At 74.3% G+C, this 19503-nt stretch carries 17 protein-coding genes and 1 riboswitch; of the genes, 10 read left to right on the forward strand and 7 right to left on the reverse strand.

What is annotated here, in order from left to right:
* The first annotated feature begins 3 nt into the window (after positions 1 to 3).
* Positions 4 to 759: an SDR family oxidoreductase gene (locus AB0O36_RS20760; RefSeq protein WP_365112365.1), complete on the forward strand. Its 756-nt coding sequence runs from the start codon at positions 4 to 6 to the stop codon at positions 757 to 759.
* A gap of 78 nt (positions 760 to 837) precedes the next feature.
* Here AB0O36_RS20760 and AB0O36_RS20765 read toward each other — a convergent pair whose 3' ends face one another.
* From AB0O36_RS20765 to AB0O36_RS20780, 4 genes are all read right to left on the reverse strand, one after another.
* Positions 838 to 1617 carry an enoyl-CoA hydratase/isomerase family protein gene (locus AB0O36_RS20765; protein WP_365112368.1) on the reverse strand — a complete coding sequence of 260 codons (780 nt, stop codon included), beginning with the start codon at positions 1615 to 1617 and terminating at the stop codon, positions 838 to 840.
* Between the two features lie 129 nt (positions 1618 to 1746).
* Positions 1747 to 1968: a helix-turn-helix domain-containing protein gene (locus AB0O36_RS20770; protein ID WP_007263382.1), complete on the reverse strand. Its 222-nt coding sequence runs from the start codon at positions 1966 to 1968 to the stop codon at positions 1747 to 1749.
* Between the two features lie 334 nt (positions 1969 to 2302).
* A complete protein-coding gene (locus AB0O36_RS20775) occupies positions 2303 to 3901 on the reverse strand; it encodes an ABC-F family ATP-binding cassette domain-containing protein (RefSeq protein WP_365112370.1) in 1599 nt (532 codons plus the stop codon).
* Between the two features lie 112 nt (positions 3902 to 4013).
* Positions 4014 to 4907 (reverse strand): hypothetical protein, encoded by an 894-nt coding sequence (locus tag AB0O36_RS20780; protein ID WP_365112373.1) that lies wholly within the window; start codon positions 4905 to 4907, stop codon positions 4014 to 4016.
* A 255-nt stretch (positions 4908 to 5162) separates the two neighbouring features.
* Between AB0O36_RS20780 and AB0O36_RS20785 the strand changes: the two genes are divergently transcribed.
* Positions 5163 to 6053, forward strand: coding sequence for a neutral zinc metallopeptidase (locus AB0O36_RS20785; RefSeq protein ID WP_365112376.1), 891 nt, complete (start codon positions 5163 to 5165; stop codon positions 6051 to 6053).
* A gap of 89 nt (positions 6054 to 6142) precedes the next feature.
* A complete protein-coding gene (locus tag AB0O36_RS20790; RefSeq protein ID WP_365112379.1) occupies positions 6143 to 6541 on the forward strand; it encodes a VOC family protein in 399 nt (132 codons plus the stop codon).
* Positions 6542 to 6671: 130 nt separating this feature from the next.
* Here AB0O36_RS20790 and AB0O36_RS20795 read toward each other — a convergent pair whose 3' ends face one another.
* Together AB0O36_RS20795 and AB0O36_RS20800 are read right to left on the reverse strand one after the other, a co-directional pair.
* Positions 6672 to 8027, reverse strand: coding sequence for a hypothetical protein (locus AB0O36_RS20795; protein ID WP_365112381.1), 1356 nt, complete (start codon positions 8025 to 8027; stop codon positions 6672 to 6674).
* 266 nt (positions 8028 to 8293) lie between these two features.
* Positions 8294 to 9424: an alpha/beta fold hydrolase gene (locus tag AB0O36_RS20800; RefSeq protein WP_365112384.1), complete on the reverse strand. Its 1131-nt coding sequence runs from the start codon at positions 9422 to 9424 to the stop codon at positions 8294 to 8296.
* Between the two features lie 320 nt (positions 9425 to 9744).
* Here AB0O36_RS20800 and AB0O36_RS20805 point away from each other — a divergent pair, with 320 nt between their 5' ends.
* The 7 genes from AB0O36_RS20805 to AB0O36_RS20835 all read left to right on the forward strand — a co-directional run bounded on the left by AB0O36_RS20805 (position 9745) and on the right by AB0O36_RS20835 (position 18642).
* Positions 9745 to 11007 (forward strand): inorganic phosphate transporter, encoded by a 1263-nt coding sequence (locus AB0O36_RS20805; protein WP_365112386.1) that lies wholly within the window; start codon positions 9745 to 9747, stop codon positions 11005 to 11007.
* A gap of 22 nt (positions 11008 to 11029) precedes the next feature.
* Complete coding sequence (locus tag AB0O36_RS20810; protein WP_365112389.1) at positions 11030 to 11251, forward strand: hypothetical protein; 222 nt, start codon at positions 11030 to 11032, stop codon at positions 11249 to 11251.
* A gap of 163 nt (positions 11252 to 11414) precedes the next feature.
* Positions 11415 to 11517, forward strand: a riboswitch (cobalamin riboswitch).
* A 57-nt stretch (positions 11518 to 11574) separates the two neighbouring features.
* Positions 11575 to 12588, forward strand: a complete 1014-nt coding sequence (locus AB0O36_RS20815; RefSeq protein ID WP_365112392.1) for a cobalamin biosynthesis protein — start codon at positions 11575 to 11577, stop codon at positions 12586 to 12588.
* Positions 12585 to 14132 (forward strand): cobyric acid synthase, encoded by a 1548-nt coding sequence (locus AB0O36_RS20820; RefSeq protein ID WP_365112395.1) that lies wholly within the window; start codon positions 12585 to 12587, stop codon positions 14130 to 14132. Before AB0O36_RS20815 ends, AB0O36_RS20820 begins: the two co-directional genes overlap by 4 nt.
* A 177-nt stretch (positions 14133 to 14309) precedes the next feature.
* On the forward strand, positions 14310 to 16520 hold the full coding sequence (locus tag AB0O36_RS20825) for a putative cobaltochelatase (protein WP_365112398.1): 2211 nt from the start codon (positions 14310 to 14312) through the stop codon (positions 16518 to 16520).
* Positions 16520 to 17119 (forward strand): cob(I)yrinic acid a,c-diamide adenosyltransferase, encoded by a 600-nt coding sequence (gene cobO, locus AB0O36_RS20830; RefSeq protein ID WP_365112401.1) that lies wholly within the window; start codon positions 16520 to 16522, stop codon positions 17117 to 17119. The genes AB0O36_RS20825 and cobO overlap by 1 nt, the downstream gene beginning before the upstream one ends.
* Positions 17116 to 18642: a cobyrinate a,c-diamide synthase gene (locus tag AB0O36_RS20835; RefSeq protein ID WP_365112649.1), complete on the forward strand. Its 1527-nt coding sequence runs from the start codon at positions 17116 to 17118 to the stop codon at positions 18640 to 18642. Before cobO ends, AB0O36_RS20835 begins: the two co-directional genes overlap by 4 nt.
* A gap of 14 nt (positions 18643 to 18656) precedes the next feature.
* Here the strand turns inward: AB0O36_RS20835 and AB0O36_RS20840 are convergent, their stop codons facing one another.
* A complete protein-coding gene (locus AB0O36_RS20840) occupies positions 18657 to 19382 on the reverse strand; it encodes a ZIP family metal transporter (RefSeq protein WP_365112404.1) in 726 nt (241 codons plus the stop codon).
* Positions 19383 to 19503: the final 121 nt, after the last annotated feature.

Consider the following 19503-nt stretch of genomic DNA (forward strand, 5'->3'; position numbering starts at 1 on the left):
GGCATGGATCTTGGACTGAAGGACCGTGTCTACGTCGTCACCGGCGCGACCCGCGGGCTGGGTTACGCCTCCGCACGGGAGCTGACCGCCGACGGCGCGAAGGTGGTGCTGAGCGGCCGGGACGCCGGGCGCGTCGAGGAGGCCGCGGCGCGGCTGGGCCCGAACGCGGTGGGGATCGCGGCGGACAACTCCGACCCGGCGTCGGCCCGGCAGCTGATCGGGGCCGCGCGGGAGCGGTTCGGGCGCTTCGACGGCGTGCTGGTGAGCGTGGGCGGCCCGGCGCCCGGTTTCGCCGCGGACAACACGGACGAGCAGTGGGCGGCCGCGTTCGAGTCGGTGTTCCTCGGGGCGGTCCGGCTGGCCCGCGAGGCCGCCGCCGAGCTGGGCGAGGGCGGGGTCATCGGCTTCGTGCTGTCCGGGTCGGTGCACGAGCCGATCCCCGGGCTGACGATCTCCAACGGGCTGCGCCCGGGGCTGGCCGGCTTCGCGAAGTCGCTGGCGGACGAGCTGGGGCCGCGGGGGATCCGGGTGGTCGGGCTGCTGCCGGCCCGGATCGACACGGACCGCGTGCGCGAGCTGGACTCGCTCTCGGGTGACGCGGAGGCGGCCCGCGCGTCCAACGAGTCCCGGATCCCGCTGCGCCGCTACGGCACTCCGGAGGAGTTCGGCCGCACGGCCGCGTTCCTGCTCTCGCCCGCGGCCTCGTACCTGACCGGCGTCATGCTCCCGGTGGACGGCGGCGCCCGGCACGGGTTCTAGGCGTACCGGAACCCTGCGCCGCGGTCGGCCGGTCCGGCCGCGGCGGACCGGGGCCGCGGGCGGCGCGGGCGGCGGGCCTCAGTCGGCGAGTCCGGCGAGGTCGCGGAGCCGGCGCGCCTGCGCGGCGCGTTCAGCGGTGCGCTGCTCGTCGTAGCCGCGGCCGGACGCGCCCCGGAGCAGGGCCTTGGTCTCGATCACCGCCTCGCGCGGGGCGGCCAGCAGGGCCGCGGTGAGGTCGCGCACGGCGGAGTCGAGCTCGGTGCCGGGGACGGCCAGGTTGGCCAGGCCGATGCGTTCGGCCTCCTCCGCGTGGACGAAGCGTCCGGTGGCACAGATCTCCAGGGCGCGCGCGTACCCGACCAGGGCGGTCAGCGGCTGGGTGCCGCCGAGGTCGGGGACCAGGCCCAGGCTGGTCTCGCGCATGGCGAACTGCACGTCGTCCGCGACCACGCGCAGGTCGCAGGCGAGCGCGAGCTGGAAACCGGCTCCGATGGCATGGCCCTGGACGGCAGCGATGCTGATGATGTCGTTCCGCCGCCACCAGGTGAACGCCTCCTGGTATTCCGCAATCGTGGCGTCCAGCAGTTCGTCGGAACCGCGTGCCAGATCGAGGAAGGACGGCTCCCCCTCGAAGCCTTCGGGGGTGAATGCCTGCCGGTCGAGACCGGCGGAGAAGGACTTGCCCTCACCGCGCAGGACGACGACCCGGACGGTGCCCGGCAGCGACCGACCGGCCTCCGTCAACGCCCGCCAGAGCGCGGGAGATTGAGCGTTTCGCTTCGCCGGATTGGTCAGCGTCACCGTGGCGATCGTGTCGTCGACGGTGAGCCGTACGCCGTCCTTGTCGAACAGATCCATCTGGGCCTCCGGGTGGGTACTGTGCAGCCTCCACTAAGTGACTGCACAGTAACCACCCAGCCGACCCAGTGGCCGACCGGGGGTCACTGGTTGCTTGTTGCCTCGGCTTTCCGCGGTCCCGGCCCGGTGTCAGGCCGCGGCCGCCTTCTTGCCGCGGGTCGCACCGCCGCGGCCGCGCAGTGTGACTCCGGACTCGCTGAGCATCCGGTGCACGAACCCGTACGACCGGCCGGTCTCCTCGGCCAGCGCCCGGATGCTCGCACCGGAGTCGTACTTCTTCTTCAGGTCTGCCGCGAGCTTGTCGCGCGCGGCGCCGGTCACCCGGCTGCCCTTCTTCAGAGTCTCGGCCACCCGTGCCTCCTCATGGGAAGTGCGCTCTGGACTTCTCATGATCACCCCTCCCGGGCCTCCTGGCCACCCATTCAGCAAGGTCCGTACGTCGGCAATTCCCGCGGAGTGGACACCCGCGCAGAACGGAATCTTCTCTTCCGGCGCATGACCTCCGTCACATTCTCCGGATGCAGGAATAAATCTCCTGGTCAGGACCCCCTCGCGGAAAGCGGACGACCCCGGCCGGGCACCGTGGGGTGCCCGACCGGGGTCCTGGAACCGCGGGCGAAGGTACGAGAGCGACTCACTCAGATGATGGATCAGCAGTGAGCCGAATGATCCAGAAGGAATTGGATCAGGCGAGGGCGACCAGGTCCCGGTAGTCGGGACCCCACAGGTCCTCGACCCCGTCCGGGAGCAGGATGATCCGCTCCGGCTCCAGGGCCTCCACCGCGCCCTCGTCGTGCGTGACGAGGATGACCGCGCCCTTGTAGGTGCGCAGGGCGCCGAGGATCTCCTCGCGGCTGGCCGGGTCGAGGTTGTTGGTCGGCTCGTCGAGGAGCAGCACGTTCGCCGAGGAGACCACCAGGGTGGCCAGGGCGAGCCGGGTCTTCTCGCCGCCGGAGAGCACCCCGGCCGGCTTGTCCACGTCGTCGCCGGAGAACAGGAAGGAACCCAGCACCTTGCGGACCTGGACCAGGTCGAGGTCGGGTGCCGAGGTGCGCATGTTCTCCAGGACCGTGCGGTCGGGGTCCAGGGTCTCGTGCTCCTGGGCGTAGTAGCCGAGCTTGAGGCCGTGACCGGGGGTGACCTCGCCGGTGTCGGGCTGCTCGGCGCCCGCCAGCAGGCGCAGCAGCGTGGTCTTGCCGGCACCGTTGAGGCCCAGGATGACCACCCGGGAGCCCTTGTCGATGGCCAGGTCGACGTCGGTGAAGATCTCCAGCGAGCCGTACGACTTGGACAGGCCCTCGGCGGTGAGCGGGGTCTTGCCGCAGGGCGCGGGGTCCGGGAAGCGGAGCTTGGCGACCTTGTCGGAGACCCGTACGGCCTCCAGGCCCGACAGCAGCCGGTCGGCGCGCTTGGCCATGTTCTGGGCGGCGACCGTCTTGGTGGCCTTGGCGCGCATCTTGTCGGCCTGCGCGTTGAGCGCGGCGGCCTTCTTCTCGGCGTTCTGGCGCTCGCGCTTGCGGCGCTTCTCGTCGGCCTCGCGCTGCTGCTGGTAGAGCTTCCAGCCCATGTTGTAGACGTCGATGACCGAGCGGTTGGCGTCCAGGTAGAAGACCTTGTTCACGACGGTCTCGACCAGGTCGACGTCGTGGGAGATCACGATGAAGCCGCCGCGGTAGGTCTTGAGGTAGTCGCGCAGCCAGACGATCGAGTCGGCGTCGAGGTGGTTGGTGGGCTCGTCGAGGAGCAGGGTGTCGGCGTCCGAGAAGAGGATCCGGGACAGCTCGACGCGGCGGCGCTGGCCACCGGAGAGGGTGTGCAGGGGCTGGCCCAGGACCCGGTCGGGCAGACCGAGGGCGGCCGCGATGGTGGCGGCCTCCGCCTCGGCGGAGTACCCGCCCTTGGTGAGGAACTCGGTCTCCTGGCGCTCGTACTGCTTGAGGGCCTTCTCGCGGGTGGCGCCCGAGCCGTTGGCGATGCGGTCCTCGTTGGCCCGCATCTTCTTGATCAGCGTGTCGAGGCCGCGCGCGGAGAGGATCCGGTCGCGGGCGAGGACGTCGAGGTCGCCGGTGCGGGGGTCCTGCGGCAGGTAGCCGACCTCACCGGACCGGGCGATGGCGCCGGCGGCGGGCTGGCCCTCGCCGGCCAGGCACTTGGTGAGGGTGGTCTTGCCGGCGCCGTTGCGGCCGACCAGGCCGATGCGGTCGCCCTTGGCGACGCGGAAAGAGGCGTTGTCGATGAGGACGCGGGCGCCGGCGCGCAGCTCGATGCCGGTGGCGGTGATCACGGAAATGCTCCAGGGCGGTGTGGACGGCGGAAGGGTGGCGGTACGCGAGGCTTCGACGCCGCTAATCCGCGAGGAGATTTGCCATGGGATTCATTCTACCGGTGGCGCGCAACTACTTTTCGGGCCGCCGGTCCTGCGCGGGCTTGATGCGGCCCTGTTCCCCCACGGCCACGGTCCGCAGGGTCCACGGCATGTCGGGGTCGTCACAGTCCTGGGCGAGCAGGAGCAGCCGGTCGACGGTCGGCGGGGCCTCACCGGGGCGGAAGGCGCAGCCCTTGCGGGCGGTGACGATCCAGCGCAGGTCGCCGTCCTCGGCTCGGTAGCCGAGGGCCCGCGCGGGGGTGACCACGACGAGCATCCGTCCGTCCGCACCGAGGGAGGCCAGGCTGCCCTCGGTGCCGGCGCCGGGGGCGGTCCGGTGCCAGCGGACCACCGGGTCTCCGGTGCCGGCCCGGCGGACGGTGTCGGTGACCATGCCGTCGTCCCAGAGGGTGAAGGCGTGGCCGGGGGCGGAGCGGACGGCGACCGGTCGGCGGCCCTCCCGGGCATAGGTCCAGGCGGGGCGGGTGCCGTCGGGGGCGTAGGCGTGCACCGCGTCGCGGTCGAGGGCCAGCCGGTACGCCGGCCGGCCGTGCGGCACCTCGTACGCGGCGCCCTCCGGGCCGGCGGCGGGCTGCCGGGCGGTGAGCCGGTCGCCGTAGGGCGTGGCGGGACTCAGCCCGGCCAGGAGGGCCGCGAGGACGGCGAGAAAGGCGGCGACGGCGAGCAGGGCGGGCGGGCGGCGGGCCCACCGGCGCCGCGCGGGGGCGGGTGCTCCGGCGGCGGTGCTCGCGGTGTCCGCAGGGGCGGTGGCACCGGTGGGGGCGATGGTGGGGGCAGCGGTGGCCGTGGCGGCCGAGGCGGCGGTGTCCGCGGGAGCGGTGGTGCCCGTGGCGGAGTCCGCGGTGCCGTCCGTGCCGTCGGCGGGTGCCGGGCCGGGGCCGGGCACGGCCGGCGGAGTGGTCATGCGGAGCCTCCGGGGTCTCGCTGTGCGGGGTACGGCCCTCACCCCGCGCACGGTGCGACGGGACGGGCGCCGAGCGTAGTCGGACCGGCCCGGCCGTGCTGCCGCCGGGGCGGCGCAGTGTCCGTTCGTCCCCCGTTCGGCCCTCGCCGCGACCCGTGCGATATGCGCAGGTACCAGGATGAAGGGCGTGGCAGGACGCGGCAGGACGTGGCACCCGCCGGAGCGGCGGACACGTGGAGCGGAGGGCGGTGCGGGATGCAGTTCGACGACGACGCCAATGTGGACACGTCCGACGTCCAGGACGTGCGGGGCCGTCGCATCCCGGGCGGGAAGGCCACCATCGGAGGCGGCCTGGCCGGGCTGATCGCCCTGGTCCTGGGGCTGCTGTTCGGGGTGGGGCCGGACCAGCTGGGGCTGTCCTCCGGCGACACGGAACCGTCCGGCACCGCCTCCTCCGCCTCGGAGGTACAGCAGGCGTGCGGAACCGGGGCTGCCGCGAACGCGCGCGAGGACTGCCGGCTGGCGTTCGTGGCGAGGAGCACCCAGGACTTCTGGAAGCAGGAGTTCGCCCGGCGCGGCGGGCAGTACTCCCCGGCCACCACGGTCGTCTTCAGCGGGCGGGTGAACACCGGGTGCGGCACGGCGACCTCGGCGGTCGGCCCGTTCTACTGCCCCGTCGACCGGAAGGTCTACGTGGACCTCGGCTTCTTCCGGGAGCTGCAGACGAAGTTCGGCGCGAGCGGCGGGCCCTTCGCGCAGGCGTACGTGGTGGCCCACGAGTACGGGCACCACGTCCAGAACCTGCTCGGCACCCTGCAGCGGGCCCAGGACGGCCGGGTCGGCGCGGCCAGCAACGCCGTCAAGGTGGAGCTGCAGGCCGACTGCTACGCGGGGGTGTGGGCGCGGAACGCGACGACGACCCCGGACCGGACCACCGGGCGGCCGCTGCTCACCCGGCTGAGCGAGCAGGACATCCGGGACGGGCTGGACGCGGCGGCGGCGGTGGGCGACGACCGCATCCAGGAGAAGCTCCAGGGGAGGGTGACCCCGGAGAGCTGGACCCACGGCTCGGCGGCGCAGCGGCAGCAGTGGTTCTACCAGGGCTACCGCACGGGCGACATGGCCCGGTGCAACACCTTCCGCTGACCGTCCACAGGGTCGGCCGACTGTCGGCGTCGACTGCCAGACTGTGTCCCGGATCACATTCACGGGTTCAGGAGAGGGGAGTGATCGTCATGGCGGGCACACCGTCCATCAGCCCGACGCTGACGTACCGGGACGCCAGGGCCGCGATCAAGCTGCTGACGGAGGGCTTCGGCTTCCACCGGGTCGCGGTCTACGAGGGGGACGACGGCTCCGTCATGCACGCGGAGCTGTCCTACGGGAACGGCATGGTGATGCTGGGCAGCCGCGGCACGGGGAGCAAGTTCGACCAGGCGATGGGCAAGGAGCCCGGCCCGACGGGGGTGTACGTCGTGGTGGAGGACGTCGACGCGCACCACCGCCGGGCCGTGGAGCACGGGGTGGAGATCCTGATGGAGCCCACCGACCAGGACTACGGCTCGCGGGATTACATGGCGCGGGACGCGGAGGGCAACATCTGGAGCTTCGGCACCTACGCGCCGACGGTCTGACCGCGGTCCGGGCCTGCGGTCCGGCACGGGTCGTCCCACGGCGCCGGCGGTCCGGCCCTGCGCTCCGGCACGGGTGGTCCGGGCCGGGTGGTCCGGGCCGCCGGCCGGCGGGGCCTCGGGCGGTACCGCCTCAGACCCCGCCGGTGTGGACCTGGAAGGCGGCCCTTCGGACGGCCTTGGCCAGCGAGGGGTCGGGGTGGGCGGCCGCCAGCGCGACCAGGACCTGCACCGTGCGGGGGTGGCCGACCGCACGGACCTCGTCGAGCAGCCGGGGGACGGTGGTGCGGACCGCCGAGTCGAGGTGGCGGGCCAGCAGGTCCGCCTCGCCGTGGTCGGCGATGGCGGCGGCCGTGTCCACCCAGAGCCAGGTCTGCTCCTCGGGGGTGAGGACCTCGTGGGCCTCCTCGGGGTCCTCACCGTCGTGCTCGGCGAGCCACAGCAGCGCGTAGGGCCGCAGGGCCGGTTCGCGGGAGGCGGCCCGCACCTCGGGTTCGGCGGGGGCGCCGACCACCCGGAGCGCCTCGAAGGCGAGGCCGCGCAGCAGGGCGTCCTCCCCGCGGGCGGCCTGCAGCAGCTCGCTGACGGCGTGGCCGACGGGCCGGGCGGCCAGCCAGGCGCGGTACTCGGCGCGGGCCGGGCCGGGGGTGAGCCGGGCGCAGCCGTGCAGCATCGCCGCGGCGGACTGCTCGATGTTCCCGGCGGGGCTCTGCGCGGCCACGCAGATCTGCTCCAGCTTGACCCAGACGGCCCAGCTGCCGAGCGGGGTCAGTCCGGCCTCGGCCGGGCCGAGGGTGACCGCGTCGACGGCGGCGAGTCCGCCGAGGGCCCAGCGCAGCAGCCGGGCGAGCGGGGCGGTGCGGCGGTCCTGGACGACCGGGGCGGACTGCGGGACGGCCGCGGGTTCCGGGTCGTAGGGGATTTCACAGCGCTCCTCGCGGAGTTCGGCGACGCGCTGGCCGAGCAGGTCCAGCAGGGCGGGCACGCCGACGGGTCCGGCCGAGAGCTGGAGCAGGGAGAGGACCTGCGGCATCGCCTCGACGACCTCGGCGACCAGCTCGGGGACGATGTCGGCGGGCGCGGGGTGGACCAGCGACCAGGCGTCGAAGAGCGCGACCCAGCCGCGGAGCACGGCGGCGTCGTCGCGGTCCCAGGCCCGCAGCCGCCAGCCGGGGCGGGCGCTGCCGCCGTGCATCTCGACCAGTCCGGCGAGCCGGGCGCGGTCCCAGCCGGCCCGGACCTGTCCGTGCGTCAGGCGGAGGTCGGCAGAGGCCCGTTCGACGTCGCGGGCGGCCAGTGCGCCGGCCGGGGCGGGGCCCGATCCGTCGGCGTCCTGGAGGTTGCGTTCGGCCCAGCGGGCCAGTCTGACGGCGTCGGAGAGCGACGCCCGCGCGCGGTCCGCGAGTTCGGGCGCGGCCGGGGTGCCCTCCGGCGGCCGGGAGGCCGGCCGGGGGCGGCGGTCGGTGACCGCCTTGCGGGCGGTGGCCACGGAACGCGGGGAGATGAGTCGGAGTCTGGAAGCGCGAGCCAACTGCTCATCAGGCTTTCGGGACGTCACGGAATCAGTCTCGCCCGTCACAGCCCGAAAGCCCAAACGGAACCGGCCGTTACCGCTGGTGGGGCGGGGTGGGGCCGACGGTACAGACCGGGACAAGACGCCCGCCCCGGTGCCGCGGACCAGGGGCGGGGGCCCGGACGCGGGCGGCGGGCCATGGCGGCGGCCCGCCGGGGGCGCCGGGCGGCCCCGGCGGCGCCTCACATGAGCGGGGTGATGAAGCGCCGGAGCACCTCCTCGTAGCGGGAGGGGTTGGCGTTCCACATTCCCCCGTGCGGGGCGTCGCGGACGGGATAGAGGGTGACGCGGTCGGGGCGGAGCGCGGCGAGCCGGCGGGCGGGTTCCCAGGGGGCGATCGTGTCGTCCGGCCCGGAGAAGACGAGGACGGGCATGCGCAGCGCGGCCGGGTCGGCCACCGGGTTCCGGTGGTCGGCGAGCATGCCGGTCCGCGCCTCGGCGGCCCGGACCGCCAGCGGGAGCAGGGCGGGCGGCACCCCGCGGGCGAGGGCCAGGTTGCGCAGGGTGGCGTGCCGGTCGAGCACCGGGGAGTCCAGGACCAGGCCGGCGATGCTGTCGGCGAGGGCCGAGCGCTGTGCGGCGTAGAGGGCCATGGTGGCGCCCGTGGACCAGCCGTGCAGGATCACCCGGCGGGCGCCGAACCGGAGGGCGTAGCGGATGGCGGCGTCCAGGTCGCGCCATTCGGAGGCGCCGAGGTGGCTGATGCCGTCGGGACAGGCGGGGGCCCCGAGATCGCCCCGGTAGGCGAGGGCCAGCACCGGGAGGTGGTACCGGCGCAGGAAGGGCATGACCACCATCGGGTGCTCCCGGGTGCCGCCGAGCCCGTGGACGGCGATCACCCAGGTGTCGCGGGCGCCGGGCACGAACCAGGCGGGCAGGCCGCCCAGCTCTCCGGGGACGTCCACGTCTGCGTGGTCGAGCCCGAGCGCGGAGCGCGGGTCGCCGATGTGGATCTGCGGGGTGAGCCGGACCCGGGTGCCGGGTTCCAGGGTGCCGTGGGTGACCCGGACGAGTTCCCGGACCACGGTGTCCGGGTCGTGCGGGACGTCCCGCAGCACCCGGCCGACCACGGCGTGCACGCCGGGGGCGTCCAGCCCGTGGGTGCCGGGGCGGAGGGTGGCCAGGGAGCGGGTCAGGGCGACCCGGCCGGGCGCGGTGGAGTGGACGGTGAGCCGGGGGCCGCCGGGGAGCGGGCGCCCCGGTACGGGCCGCAGCGTGACGTCGGCGGCGTACCGCCCGGCCACGACGGCGGCCGCTCCGGCCCCCAGGAGGGTGGTGGTGACGGCCGCTGCCGTCGCAGTCGCGGTGCGCACCGTTCCAGTTTCGGTGGCGGGATGGGCCCCGGCCAGTGGAAGACACCTGGAAGGGATCGCTCCGGAAGCCTCCGGCCTGGAGTGATGTACGTCTCTTTCGGTGGACCCGAAGGGCGGGCCGCGCACCGGAGGTCCCGTTCGAAAGGTTCCGTTCACCCTTCGATGACGTGCACGAATCCCCCCAATGAGGGCAGTATCGGGACGAGCGTCCGCAACTCGAACCGCACGGGTACACCGCACAGCCCGAGTCAGTTCACTTTTCGTTCACCTAGGTTGCTTACGTTCGCCTCGCCACTGACGCCAAACAGAAGCCTGGGTAAATGGAGCACATAACGCTTCTCCTCGGGATCGTGATCATCACCGCTCTCGTGTTCGACTTCACGAACGGTTTCCACGACACCGCCAACGCGATGGCGACCACCATCTCGACCGGCGCCCTCAAGCCCAAGACGGCGGTGGCCATGTCCGCCGTGCTGAACCTCGTCGGCGCGTTCATGTCCGTGGAGGTCGCCAAGACGATCTCCAAGGGGCTCGTCAACGAAGACGGCATCCAGCCAGAGGTGATCTTCGCGGCGCTCGTCGGCGCCATCCTCTGGAACCTGGTGACCTGGCTGGTCGGCCTGCCCTCCAGCTCCTCGCACGCCCTGATGGGCGGCCTGATCGGTGCCGCGGTCGCTTCTGCCGGCATCGGCGCGGTGAACGGCGACGTCATCGTGACCAAGGTCCTCATCCCCGCAGTGGCCGCGCCGATCGTCGCCGGCGTCGCCGCGATGCTGGCCGCGCGCCTCACCTACAAGCTCGGCAACAACGTCGGCGAGAAGACCTCGGCCAAGGGCTACAAGGCCGGCCAGATCGCCTCCGCCGGCCTGGTCTCCCTCGCGCACGGCACCAACGACGCGCAGAAGACGATGGGCATCATCACCCTGGCCCTGATCGCCGGCGGCGCGCTGGCGCCCGGCTCCAACCCGCCGGTCTGGGTCATCGTCTCCGCCGGCATGGCCATCGCGCTCGGCACCTACCTGGGCGGCTGGCGGATCATCCGCACCATGGGCTCCGGCCTGACCGACCTGCAGCCGCAGCAGGGCTTCGCCGCCCAGACCTCGGCCGCGTCCGTCATCCTCGCCTCCTCCACCCTGGGCTTCTCCCTCTCCACCACCCACTCGTGCTCCGGCGCGGTCATGGGTGCCGGCCTCGGCCGCAAGGGCGGCGTGGTCCGCTGGTCCACCGCGACCCGCATGTTCGTCGCCTGGGGCCTGACCCTGCCGGCCGCCGCCCTCGTCGGCGCGGGCGCCGAGTACGTCATGCGCATCGGTGACATCGGCGTCGCCGCCGTCACCGTCTTCCTGGTCGGCTCCTGCCTGGCCATCTGGCTGATCTCCCGCCGCCAGGTCGTGGACCACAACAACGTCAACGAGACCGGCGCCGAGGAGCCGGGCGTGGTCACCACCGCGATCGCGGCCGTCACCGTCCCGCCGGCGGGCACCATCGCCGCGGTCATCGACGAGGACCTGAAGGCCACCATCCCCGCCCCGAACGCCCACGCGTCCGGCGAGACCCCGACGGCCCCGGCCGCCGCGGTCTGACCAGCAGAGAAGGTTTCGCAGCATGAAGATCGACTGGGCAGCCCTGGGCTCCGTCTTCGGAGTCAGCCTCTCCGCCACCGTCCTCCTGGTCGCCCTGTTCACCCTGGGCCTGATCGGTCTGTCCCGGCACGAGGCCGCCACCGAGCAGGGCGGCACCGCCACCCTGGCCCGGACCGGCGCCTACGCCGCCTTCGCGCTCTGCGCCGCGGCCGTGGCCTACGGGATCTACCTGATCGTCGTCTGACCCTCAGCGGCACCCGCCGCGTCCGAAGGCTCCTCCCGGTTCTCCCGGGGGGAGCTTTCGCATGCCCTGCCCCGCCCGCACCCCCACTTCCACCGCAGGTCAACGGCAAGTTGACGGGCGATCGCGGTGCGTGGTGGACTGCCGGAGCCATCACGGCGGCAGCAGAGGAAGTCCGGTGCGAATCCGGCGCGGTCCCGCCACTGTCACCGCGGAGCCCGGCCCGTACGCCCGTACGAGGACCCGGGGCTCCCGGGAGCCAGGAACTCTCGCCGCCGGACACGTCGAACCAGGGCGCGGACCCTGAGTGAGGACATAGCTGCCCCATGCGTGCCGATCGCGTTTTCGCGTACGGCGTGACGGCGGGCCTGATCGGCGACCGGATCCTCGGTGATCCGCGCCGCGGGCACCCCGTCGCCGCCTTCGGACGAACCGCCGCCGCCGTGGAACGCGCCCTCTGGCGCGACCGGCGCTCCCGGGGCGTCGTGCACGCCGCGGTGTGCGCCGGGGGCGCGGCAGCACTGGGCGCGCTCGCCGCCCGCGCCGTGCGCTCCCGCCCCGCCGCCGTCCGGATCGCCCTGACCGCGGCCGCCACCTGGGCCGTCGTCGGCGGCACCTCGCTGGGCCGGGAGGCCCGTGCGATCGGCGGGGCGCTCGCCGCCGGTGACACCGACGTGGCCCGCGAACGCCTCCCCCACCTGTGCGGGCGCGACCCGCAGTCACTGGACGAGCAGCAGATCGCCCGGGCCGTGGTGGAGTCGGTCGCCGAGAACACCTCCGACGCCGTGGTCGGCGCGCTGGTGTGGGGGGCCGTCGCGGGCGTACCGGGGCTGGTCGCGTTCCGCGCCGTGAACACCCTCGACGCGATGGTGGGCCACAAGTCGCCCCGCCATCTGAACTACGGCTGGGCCTCGGCCCGGCTGGACGACGTCGCGGGCTGGCCGGGCGCCCGGCTGACCGCACTGGCCGCCGTACTCGCCGGCCCTGACCGTCGGGGGGCGGTCAGGGCCTGGCGTACCGACGCGGCGGCCCACCCCAGCCCCAACGCCGGCCCGGTCGAGGCCGCCTTCGCCGGGGCGCTCGGGGTCAGGATGGGCGGCACCCTCGCCTACGGCGGCCGGGTGGAGCACCGGGCGGTGCTCAACGGGGCGGCGGGGCGGCCGGTGCAGGTCGCGGACATCGAACGGGCGGTCCGGCTGTCCCGGCAGGTGACCTGGCTGGCGCTGGGCACGTGCGTGGCGGGCCGGCTGCTGGCGGCACGCACGGTACGGGCGGTACGGGCGGCACGGGCGGCACGGACGGTACGAGCGGTACGAGCGGCACGGAGGGGACGCGGATGAGCGGGACCGGTAGGCGCGGCGGGGGTCTGCTCGTCGCGGGCACGACCTCGGACGCCGGGAAGAGCGTGGTCACCGCCGGCATCTGCCGGTGGCTGGCGCGGCAGGGCGTGAAGGTGGCGCCCTTCAAGGCGCAGAACATGTCGCTGAACTCCTTCGTGACCCGGGAGGGCGCGGAGATCGGCCGCGCCCAGGCCATGCAGGCGCAGGCGGCCCGGGTGGAGCCGACCGCCCTGATGAACCCGGTGCTGCTCAAGCCGGGCAGCGACCGCAGCAGCCAGGTGGTCCTGCTGGGCAAGCCGGTGGGCGAGATGAGCGCCCGCGGCTACCACGGCGGGCGGCAGGAACAGCTGCTCGGTGTGGTCACGGACTGCCTGGAGCAGCTGCGGGGCACGTATGACGCCGTGATCTGCGAGGGGGCGGGCAGTCCGGCCGAGATCAACCTGCGCCGGACGGACATCGTGAACATGGGGATCGCGCGCGCCGCGGACTTCCCCGTGGTGGTGGTCGGGGACATCGACCGGGGCGGGGTGTTCGCGTCCTTCTTCGGCACCACGGCCCTGCTCTCGGAGCAGGACCAGTCGCTGATCGCCGGCTATCTGGTGAACAAGTTCCGCGGTGATGTGTCCCTGCTGGAGCCCGGCCTGGAGATGCTCCGGTCGATGACCGGGCGGGCCACGTACGGAGTGCTGCCGTTCCGGCACGGGCTGGGCATCGACGAGGAGGACGGGCTGCGGGTCTCGCTGCGCGGCGCGGTCCGGGAGTCGGTGGTGGCCCCGCCGGTCGGCGAGGACGTGCTGCGGGTCGCGGTGTGCGCGGTGCCGCTGATGTCCAACTTCACGGACGTGGACGCGCTCGCCGCGGAGCCGGGCGTGGTGGTGCGCTTCGTGGACCGGCCCGAGGAGCTGTCCGACGCGGACCTGGTCGTCGTACCGGGCACCCGCGGGACGGTTAAGGCGCTGGAGTGGCTGCGGGAGCGCGGCCTGGCCGACGCCATCGCCCGGCGGGCCGCGGAGGGGCGGCCGGTGCTGGGCGTCTGCGGCGGCTTCCAGGTCCTCGGCGAGCGGATCGAGGACGAGGTCGAGTCGCGGGCGGGCGTGGTGGACGGCCTCGGACTGCTGCCGGTCCGGATCCGGTTCGCCAGGGAGAAGACCCTGGCCCGTCCGACGGGCACGGCCCTCGGCGAGACCGTCGACGGGTACGAGATCCACCACGGGGTCGCCGAGGTGCTGGGCGGCGAGACGTTCATCTCTGATGACGAGGGACGCAGTCTCGAGGGGTGCCGGGTCGGCGCGGTCTGGGGCACCCACTGGCACGGCTCGCTGGAGTCCGACGGCTTCCGCCGCGCCTTCCTCCGGCAGGTCGCGGAGGCGGCGGGCCGGCGCTTCGTCCCGGCCCCGGACACGTCCTTCGCCGCGCTGCGCGAGGCACAGCTGGACCTGCTGGGCGACCTGATCGAGCAGCACGCGGACACCTCCGCCCTGCTGCGGCTGATCGAGTCCGGCGCGCCCGCGGGCCTGCCGTTCATCCCGCCGGGGGCGCCGTGAAGGTCGGGCAGAAGAAGTTCACCCCCGCATCGGCGGGGACCACGGAAGTGAGCAACGCGTGAGAACGCCCTACCCGGGATCGTCCCCGCAGGAGCGGGGAGCACACGGCAACCCTTGCACGATCGGAGCGCGTCGGCGGGTACGTCCCCGCGCGCCACTCGAAGGAGTGATCGGTTCATGAGCGGCGTCCCCTTCCCCTTCTCGGCCGTGGTCGGCCAGGACGGCCTGCGACTGGCGCTGCTGCTGAACGCCGTCAGCCCCGCGGTCGGCGGCGTGCTGGTGCGCGGCGAGAAGGGCACCGCCAAGTCCACGGCCGTACGCGCCCTGTCGGCGCTGCTGCCGGCGGTCGACGTCGTCGCCGGCTGCCGGTTCTCGTGCGCGCCGGGCACGCCCGACCCGGCCTGCCCGGACGGGCCGCACGACACGGCCGAGGGCACCGCCCGCCCCGCCCGGATGGTGGAGCTGCCCGTCGGCGCCTCCGAGGACCGGCTGGTCGGCGCGCTCGATATCGAACGTGCCCTGGCGGAGGGCGTGAAGGCCTTCGAGCCCGGTCTGCTGGCCGACGCGCACCGCGGGATCCTCTACGTGGACGAGGTCAACCTCCTCCACGACCACCTGATCGACCTGCTGCTGGACGCCGCCGCGATGGGCGCCTCCTACGTGGAGCGGGAAGGGGTGTCGGTCCGGCACGCCGCCCGGTTCCTGCTGGTGGGCACCATGAACCCGGAGGAGGGCGAGCTGCGTCCGCAGCTGCTCGACCGGTTCGGCCTGACCGTGGAGGTCGCGGCCTCCCGCGAGCCGGAGCAGCGGGTCGAGGTGGTCCGGCGCCGGCTCGCCTACGAGGACGACCCGGCCGGTTTCGCCGCCCGCTGGGCCGGCGACGAGGCGGACGTCCGGGCCCGGGTGGTGGCGGCGCGCGCGCTGCTGCCGCAGGTCCGGCTGGGTGACGGCGCGCTGCTGCAGATCGCGGCCGTGTGCGCCGCCTTCGAGGTGGACGGCATGCGGGCCGACATCGTGATGGCCCGGACGGCGACCGCGCTGGCCGCGTGGGCCGGGCGGGACGCCGTACGGAAGGAGGACGTCCGGCAGGCGGCACTGCTGGCGCTCCCCCACCGGCGGCGCCGCAACCCCTTCGACGCGCCGGGGCTGGACGAGGAGATGCTCGACCGGATCCTCGACGGCTTCCCCGACGACGAGCCGGAGCCCGAGCCGGAGCCGGAGCCTGAGCCGGACCCCGACGGGGGCCCGGACGGCGGGCCGGACCAGGGCCCGGACGACGGCGGTGACGGCGGACCGGACGGGGGCGGCGGCGTGCCGCCGCAGGCCGGCCCGGAGCAGCAGGAGCCGCAGGAGCAGCAGCCCGACGGGGCCCCGGACCGGCAGGAGCCCGCCCCCGCGCGCGGCGAGGCCCCCACGGACGCTCCCGAGGGAACACCCGAGCCGGCCGGGGACACCGCGACCCAGGCCGCCGTACGCGCCGCCGACCCGTTCCGGACCCGGATGCTCAGCGTGCCGGGGCTGGGCGAGGGCGCATCCGGACGGCGGTCGCGGGCCCGGACCGAGCACGGCCGGACCACCGGGGCCCAGCGCCCGCGCGGGCACCTGACCAAGCTGCACCTCGCCGCGACCGTGCAGGCCGCCGCCCCGCACCAGCGGGCGCGCGGCCGGTCCGGGCGCGGCCTGGTGATCCGCAAGGACGATCTGCGCCAGGCGACCCGTGAGGGCCGCGAGGGCAATCTGGTGCTGTTCGTCGTGGACGCCTCCGGCTCGATGGCCGCCCGGCAGCGGATGAGCGCCGTCAAGGGCGCCGTACTGTCCCTGCTGCTCGACGCCTACCAGCGGCGGGACAAGGTCGGCATGATCACCTTCCGGGGGGCGGGTGCCGACCTGGCGCTGCCGCCCACCTCCTCGGTGGACGCGGCGGCCGCCCGTCTGGACCGCCTGCCCACCGGCGGCCGCACCCCGCTCGCGGCGGGGCTGCTCAAGGCGCACGAGGTGCTGCGCGTCGAGCGGCTGCGCGATCCCGCGCGGCGGCCGCTGCTGGTGGTGGTCACCGACGGCCGGGCCACCTCGTCGGGTGCCCTCGGCGGGGACCCGCGGGAGGCCGCGAGCCGCTCGGCGCGCCTGCTGGCCGGCGGGGGGATCGCCTCGGTGGTCGTGGACTGCGAGTCCGGGCCGGTCCGGCTGGGCCTGGCCGGGGCGCTGGCCGCCGATCTCGGCGGCCCGGTGGTCACCCTCGACGGGCTGCGGGCCGACTCGCTCGCCGGGCTCGTCAAGCACGTCCGTACGGCCGCCACGTCCGCCACGCCTGCCGCGTCCGCCAGGTACGCCACAGCCACCACGTCCGGCACGTCAGTTCCGGCAAGAAGCCACAGGAGGGCCGCGTAATGCCTCAGGGACAGCCGACCGTCATCCCCGACGACGGTCTCACCACGCGTCAGCGCCGCAACCGGCCGCTGGTGTTCGTCCACACCGGGCCCGGCAAGGGCAAGTCCACGGCGGCCTTCGGGCTGGCACTGCGCGCCTGGAACCAGGGCTGGCCGATCGGGGTGTTCCAGTTCGTCAAGTCGGCGAAGTGGAAGGTCGGCGAGGAGAACGCGCTGAAGGTGCTCGGCGCCTCCGGCGAGGGCGGCTCCGTCGTCTGGCACAAGATGGGCGAGGGTTGGTCCTGGGTCCAGCGGGACGCGCAGCTCGACAACGAGCAGGCCGCGAAGGAGGGCTGGGAGCAGGTCAAGCGCGACCTGGCCGCCGAGACGCACCGGCTGTACGTGCTCGACGAGTTCGCGTACCCGATGCACTGGGGCTGGATCGACGTCGACGAGGTGATCGAGGTGCTGCGGAACCGCCCGGGCACCCAGCACGTGGTGATCACCGGCCGTAACGCCCCCGCGAAGCTGTGCGAGTTCGCGGACCTCGTGACCGAGATGACCAAGATCAAGCACCCGATGGACGCCGGCCAGAAGGGCCAGAAGGGCATCGAGTGGTGACCTCCGTCTCCGTCCCCCGCCTGGTGATCGCCGCCCCGTCCTCGGGGAGCGGCAAGACCACGGTCGCGACCGGCCTGATGGCCGCGTTCGCCGAGCGCGGCCTCGCCGTGTCCCCGCACAAGGCCGGCCCCGACTACATCGACCCCGGCTACCACGCCCTGGCCACCGGGCGGCCGGGACGGAACCTGGATGCCTTCATGTGCGGCCCGGAGCTGGTCGCCCCGCTGTTCGCGCACGGGGCGCGGGGCTGTGACCTGGCCGTGGTCGAAGGCGTGATGGGCCTCTACGACGGCGCCGCCGGGCGCGGGGAGCTCGCCTCGACCGCGCACGTGGCGAAACTGCTGCGGGCGCCGGTGGTGCTGGTCGTCGATGCCTCCTCGCAGTCCCGGTCGGTGGCGGCCCTGGTGCACGGGTTCGCCTCGTTCGACCCGCAGGTGCGGCTCGGCGGCGTGATCCTGAACAAGGTCGGCTCCGACCGGCACGAGGTGATGCTCCGCGAGGCGCTGGAGGAGGCCGGCATGCCGGTGCTGGGCGTGCTGCGCCGGGCCCCGCAGGTCTCCGCGCCGTCCCGGCACCTCGGGCTGGTCCCGGTCGCCGAGCGGCGTGCCGACGCACTGGCCTCCGTACGCGCGCTGGCGGACCAGGTCCGTGCAGGCTGCGACCTGGAGGCCCTGCTGGCCCTGGCGCGGAGCGCGCCGCCGCTGGACACGGTGGCCTGGGACCCGGCCGATGCCGTGGCGAGTGCGTCCGCGGGCGCGAGCGGGGGCCGGGCGCAGGCCGGGCTCGGGGCGGAGCTCCGGGCGGGGTTCGGGGCGGAGGCCCGGGCGGGGTCCGGGGGCGCAGTCCCCGGTTTCGGGAAGGGGCGGGGTGGGGCACCCCTCGTCGCCGTCGCCGGAGGCCCCGCATTCACCTTCTCCTACGCCGAGCACGCCGAGCTGCTCACGGCCGCCGGCGCGGAGGTGGTCACCTTCGACCCCCTCCACGACGAGGCCCTCCCCCACGGCACGAGCGCGCTCGTGATCGGCGGGGGCTTCCCCGAGATGTACACCCCCGAGCTCGCGGCGAACGAGCCGCTCCGCAAGGCCGTGGCGGAGCTGGCCGCGAGCGGTGCCCCGGTGGCCGCCGAGTGCGCGGGCCTGCTCTATCTGGCGCGTTCCCTCGACGGCACGCCGATGTGCGGGGTGCTCGACGCCGACGCGCGGATGTCGGAGCGGCTGACCCTGGGCTACCGCGAGGCCGTCGCGGTGTCCGACAGCGCGCTGGCCGCCGCCGGGAGCCGGCTGCGCGGGCACGAGTTCCACCGGACCGTGATCGAGCCCGGCGCCGGGACCGCCCCCGCGTGGGGGTTCACCCATCCGGAACGCCGGGTCGAGGGCTTCGTCCAGGGCGGTGTGCACGCCAGTTACCTGCACACGCACTGGGCGGCGGAGCCTGCGGTCGCCGTGCGTTTCGTCGCCGCGGCGGCCACATCGGCGGCCACATCGGCGGACGCGTCGGCTGCGGACGCGTCGGCCCGGCCGTGACCCTGCCGCCGGGCTCACTCCGCGAGGCCCACCACCAGCCAGATGCCCACCACTCCGCCCACCGTGCACATCAGCGTGGACAGGGCGGGGTGGCTGTGGTGGGCCTCGGGGAGGATCTCCGCGGCGGCGAGGTAGAGCAGCGCCCCGCCGAAGAACGCGAGGTAGGCGCCGAGCGGTTCCTCGGGGAGCGTGAACAGCAGGGTGGAGGCCGCGCCGACGACCGGGGCGAGCGCGTCGGCGAACAGCATCAGCTGGGCCTTGCGGCGGGCGTTCCCGTACAGGCGGGTCAGGGTGTAGGTGTTGAACCCGTCGGCGAAGTCATGGGTGACCACGGCCAGCGCGACGGCCGCGCCCATGCCCCCGCCGACCTGGAAGGCCGCGCCCAGGGCCACGCCGTCGGCGACGCTGTGACCGACCATGGCCGCGGCGGCGGTCAGGCCGACCTCGGGGGTGCGGCCGCCGTTCTCGGCCCCGTGGGCCGCCTGGCGTACCGCCAGCAGCCGTTCCACGACATGGGCCACGAGGAAGCCGGCCACGAACAGCAGCAGCGCGAGCGGCACGCCGAGGAACGGGCGGCCGGCGGCCTCCAGCGCCTCCGGCAGCAGGTCCAGGCCGACCACGCCGAGCATCAGCCCGCCGGCCAGGCCGAGTACGAGGTGGCGGCGGTCGGTGACCCGCTGCGCCGTCCACCCGCCCGCCAGCGTCATCAGGAACGCGCCCAGAGCCACGATCACCGCCATGTGCCCCTGCATACAGACTGCGGGCGGCGGGCGCACGTCCGCGCGCGGGGTGGCGGCGAACCGGGATGCGGCCGGTATGCGTTCGATGACGGAGAAAACGGAGAAAAGGGAGAAAGGGCCC

This window comes from Streptomyces sp. NPDC089799 (assembly GCF_040684755.1).
Lineage (GTDB): Bacteria > Actinomycetota > Actinomycetes > Streptomycetales > Streptomycetaceae > Streptomyces.